We start from the raw sequence: 4,673 nt of genomic DNA on the forward strand, positions 1-4,673 counted from the left end.
TAGCCTAAGTTTCACTAACGGTTTCCAGATGGCTTTCATCCCCGACGGATGCCTCTCGGCCTGGCCCCTTCCAAAAATCTGGCCGTCTGTCCGCCCCCTCCTCCCGCTTTCCTGCTGGTTTTCTCTGGCTAAAGTAATTTTAACATAAAGGGCGAAGGCATTTCCGAAAATGGCTTCACCCTTTAATATAAATCCCCACACCATTTAACATCAACCCTCAAGGCATTTTCAAAAATGCCTTGACCTTTTACTGTGAATCCCCACATCAGTTACTTTAAACCTCTATGTCATAATCTGCACGAAATACCAAACAATATCTCAACCAAATGCTCTTTGGCCTTTTCCACTTCCCTTCTCCAAATCTTTATTCATCCTTTGTCAGGCCAGTACACAGCCGTGAATCCTGGGGATGGGGACGGACGGGGGCGGAGGTTCGCTTGGAGGGGGGCACCGGGCGGAGCGGAAACCGTTGGCGATGAAAGCCGTCTGGAAACCGTTAGAGAAACTTAGGTTCCAGGGATGGAAAAAGACGGGCAGAAACTGAAAACCAAATCAGTTTCTGAGATGCCCACTGAACGGTAAAGTCCCATAAAGAGTTTACCGTGAATGGGCATCGGACCGTCTTTTTCCGTCCCTGGAGCCTTAGTTTCACTTACGGTTGGAAGCCGGTTTTCATCGCCAACGGTTTCCGCTCCGCCCGGTGCCCCCCCCTCCAAGCGAACCTCCGCCCCCGTCCGTCCCCATCCCCAGGATTCACGGCGTAACTTCTGCCAATTCGTTAAATAAAGATTTCAAACTTTCCTGATGGATATGACCACGTCTGTGATAACTGCCTTATGAACTGTACTGGCCGGGCATGGAAGGAAACACAGTTCGATTAATGTGCCTGGCAGAAGGGTAAATAAATCGGTCATGGAGAAGTTTCCGATTTGATTTTCTACTGTAACCTGCTCCTGAATGCGGGTTGAGGGAATCGGTTTGATGTAGAATGCGAGGATTCCGCAGGAACAGGCCAGATAATTGAATTTAAATGAAACCTGATAGACACCGCCCTTTTTAATTAAAAAGCCGGGTGAATTTTCGCAATGTTCGATGCAGAAACCTGATGTAAACGTATTTTCGCCAAATATAATCGGAGTTCCTGCATGGATAACCTGTTCCCTGCAGCATTCGGAACGGATGTGATTGATACGGCAGGGTTCCGGTGGTTTCGGCAGAGGTTTTAGTTTATGGCATTCGCAGGGCGGCGGTGGAGGCGGAGGCGGCGGAGGACAGGGCGGCGGCGGACAAGGTGGTGGGGAACAAGGCGGCGGAGGACAGGGCGGCGGAGGACAAGGTGGCGGGGAACAAGGCGGCGGAGGACAGGGGGGTGGCGGACAAGGTGGCGGCGGACAAGGTGGAGGAGGACAAGGCGGCGGGCATGGGGATGGATTCGGCGGAGGACAAGGCTTTTTATATTGGTTACAGCAAAGTCCGTAGTACAGGGCATTACACAGACGGCTGCGTGGGTTGTCATTTTCACTCATAAAAACTCCGTTCTGCCGCAGAAGCGGCGCACGTAATGTATGGATTTACAATAATATATGTTAAAAAAGACAGCCTGTGAAAATATCGGCTCCATAAGAGGATAAAATGCATTTCCTGTTGCATACTGAAATAAAAAGCCATATGTAAAGGAGCCGGATCAAATGAAATTCAACGCAGTATATTATGAACCCGACAGCCTGAATTATCAGTTGGGCAGACAACTGAAGGAGAAATTCGGCCAGATACCCTGGATTCCCATAGAAAGCCACAACCGGATTGAAGAAATGCAGCAAAAACCCAATTCAGAGTTTGGAAAAATGAAGTCAAACCTGATCATAGGAATCAGGAAAACCCATAAATACACAGAAAATCATAAAGTCTCCGATTATTTGGTTCCATACACATCATCCGGGTGTACAGCCATGTGTCTTTACTGCTACTTGGTGTGCAATTACAATAAATGTTCCTATTTGAGGCTGTTTGTGAACCGGGAACAGATGTTTGACCGTCTGATCCGCACTTCTTTAAAAAGTGATATGCCGAAGACATTTGAAATAGGGAGCAACAGCGATCTGGTTTTGGAAAATACCATAACGGGAAATTTGGAGTGGACCATACCACGGTTTGCGGAAAAAGGAAAAGGGGCAGTCACATTTCCATCCAAATTCCATATGGTGGATCCGCTGTTAAATCTGGATCACCGGGGAAAGACCATATTCCGCATGAGCGTCAATCCCCAGCCCATAATCAGTAAAATTGAGTTCGGCACATCTCCCTTGGATAAACGGATTGACGCGGTCAACAAGATGTGTGAGGCCGGTTATCCCTGCGGGCTTTTAATCGCTCCGGTGATCCTGGTTGACGGATGGAAGGATTTATACACCGGGCTTTTGCTGGAGCTAAAGGAGAAGCTTTCCGATAAAATGAAATCCCAGATGTTCTTGGAGATCATTTTAATGACCTATAGTTTTGTTCACAGAGCCATTAACGGCGACGCATTTCCCAATGCTCCGGATCTCTATGATAAAGAAAAAATGACGGGAAGAGGCAGGGGAAAATACTGCTACCGGACAGATGAAAGGGCTGAGGCGGAAAGTTTTTTGAGGGCAGAAATCGCCCGGATTCTGGGAAATGTAACGATTTTATACATTAGCTGATGTCCAAAACGGCCTGCTGCATTTTTAGGCATGTCTTCTATTTGGCGGAAGACGGCAGCAGGTCCATAATTTTCCGCGTAAGGAAATTTTAAGACAAAGTAAGGAGAATCACTCTTGTTTTTCTTATGTAAACTCATATAATAGTAAAAGCATGGCATATCATAACTATAGGCATTTGAGGAGGCAAACAAGAATGAAAAAAATGATAAGATGGATAAAGGTAGGAGCCTGGGCGATGCTGGCAGCAGGGCTTGCCGCGGTCAATGTGGCGAGCAGCAGCGCCGCGCAGGTGAATACGGAGCAGCAGGCGCCAGAAAAACCGCTGCCAACGGAGCAGGCCGCGCTTACCAGCTGCTTGATAGAGAATGGACAGATCAAGATTGCTGGAGGAGTGGAAGGCGCATGGTCCGATCCGGCCTACTATGACAATTATCTGTATCTGTTCGAACTGCAGCCATACCAGGATGACCTGAAAGGGCGCACCGACTATGCGGCTTGGATTACCAAAGGAGATCCGGTTTCCTTCACCCAGCCTCTGAACCTGGGTACGGAACATGATAAGCTGTATTCAAAATTTGTGTTAGCCGTATTTGATGGTGAGGAATATATTCCTGTCAGCAATGCAGTCCACGTTACCAATCCGGAAGTCCTTGCTAAGAACAAGGATGATTTTAAAGCACCGCTGACAAAAAAGGGCCTTTTGATTGAACAGCCCATGTTGGAGGACGCATTTGAACTGGGAGTAAAACATGTGATTGTCAACATCCCGTTTCATCATATTTTGGGAAACGGAATCGATTATACATACGACGGAAAAACCTATCATTTTAATAAAGAATTAATGGAAGAATACGATTACACCATCCGCCGCATGTCGGAAAAAGGAATGCTGGTAACAGCCGTTATTTTAAACGGATGGAACGATGCCACGCCGCAATTGGTATATCCCGGTGTGACCAAATCATCGTCCGCTAATTATTACGGTTTCAATGTTTCTACTAAAGAAGGATTTGAGACGGTAAAAGCCATCGCCTCTTTCCTGGCGGACCGTTACGGCGATCATTCCTCCATGCACGGTAAAGTATCCAACTGGATTATCGGCAATGAAATTAACAATAACCTGAACTGGAACTACATGGGCAAGATGGATATTGAAACCTATGTTAAGGAATACGAGCGGGCGTTCCGGGTGTTCTATACTGCAATTAAAAGCACCAACAAAAGCGACCGGGTGTATTTTTCCACAGATTATAACTGGAACTATGAAGCCGACGGAAGTTTGAAATACAATGCCAAAGACATTGTAGACGTGTTCAACCGGAATGTAAGAATCGGCGGCCAGATGGATTGGGGCCTGGCCTACCATCCCTATTCCATCCCGCTGACGGAGCCGGAATTCTGGGATGATGACCAGACCGGACTGATTAAAAATGATCCGTCATCCCCGGTTATCAATTTCAGCAATTTAAGCGTGCTGACCGACTACCTTCAGCTCCCCGAGCTGAGAATGGCAGACGGAAATGTAAGACACGTAATCCTTTCCGAGCAGGGCTTCACCTCCCACAGCGCCACAAGAGGAAAGAATACGGATCTTCAGGCAGCGGCATTTGCCTATGCTTACTACATCACGGATAACAATCCGTATATCGATGCATTTATCATGAGCCGTCAGGTAGACGCTCCGGCAGAAGCGAAAGATTCCCTGAATTTCGGCCTTTGGGAATGCGATATGAACACACCAAACCAGATAAACCCCACAAAGCGCAAGAAGATCTGGACGGTTTTCAAATGGATTGATAATAAGAAAGAATCCGTTGGAATTACTGAATTTGCAAAACCCATTATAGGAATTAACAAGTGGTCGGATGTGATCCCGAACTTCAAATACAATGAAAATTAGTGAGTTGTAAATCTTTATTTAGTTGAGGAAGTTACGCAGGAAAGCGGGACGAGGGGACGGACTGGATGTTTGGATGCGGACGGGCCCAG

The 4,673-nt window shown here is 47.0% G+C and carries 5 protein-coding genes; 3 read left to right on the forward strand and 2 right to left on the reverse strand.

The window, feature by feature from the left end:
* On the reverse strand, nt 1–204 hold a 204-nt coding region (locus tag GPL15_RS10450), incomplete at its 3' end, for a hypothetical protein (RefSeq protein ID WP_215698621.1).
* 302 nt (nt 205–506) lie between these two features.
* Complete coding sequence (locus GPL15_RS10455; protein ID WP_215698622.1) at nt 507–716, reverse strand: hypothetical protein; 210 nt, start codon at nt 714–716, stop codon at nt 507–509.
* Between the two features lie 488 nt (nt 717–1,204).
* Between GPL15_RS10455 and GPL15_RS10460 the strand changes: the two genes are divergently transcribed.
* The 3 genes from GPL15_RS10460 to GPL15_RS10470 all read left to right on the forward strand — a co-directional run bounded on the left by GPL15_RS10460 (nt 1,205) and on the right by GPL15_RS10470 (nt 4,584).
* Nucleotides 1,205–1,528: a hypothetical protein gene (locus tag GPL15_RS10460; RefSeq protein WP_215698623.1), complete on the forward strand. Its 324-nt coding sequence runs from the start codon at nt 1,205–1,207 to the stop codon at nt 1,526–1,528.
* A gap of 160 nt (nt 1,529–1,688) precedes the next feature.
* On the forward strand, nt 1,689–2,684 hold the full coding sequence (locus GPL15_RS10465) for a spore photoproduct lyase family protein (RefSeq protein WP_215698624.1): 996 nt from the start codon (nt 1,689–1,691) through the stop codon (nt 2,682–2,684).
* Between the two features lie 193 nt (nt 2,685–2,877).
* Nucleotides 2,878–4,584 (forward strand): DUF5722 domain-containing protein, encoded by a 1,707-nt coding sequence (locus GPL15_RS10470; RefSeq protein WP_215698625.1) that lies wholly within the window; start codon nt 2,878–2,880, stop codon nt 4,582–4,584.
* The last annotated feature ends 89 nt before the right edge of the window (nt 4,585–4,673 follow it).

Source organism: Clostridium sp. MCC353 (assembly GCF_018785315.1).
In the GTDB taxonomy this organism is placed as follows: domain Bacteria; phylum Bacillota; class Clostridia; order Lachnospirales; family Lachnospiraceae; genus CHH4-2.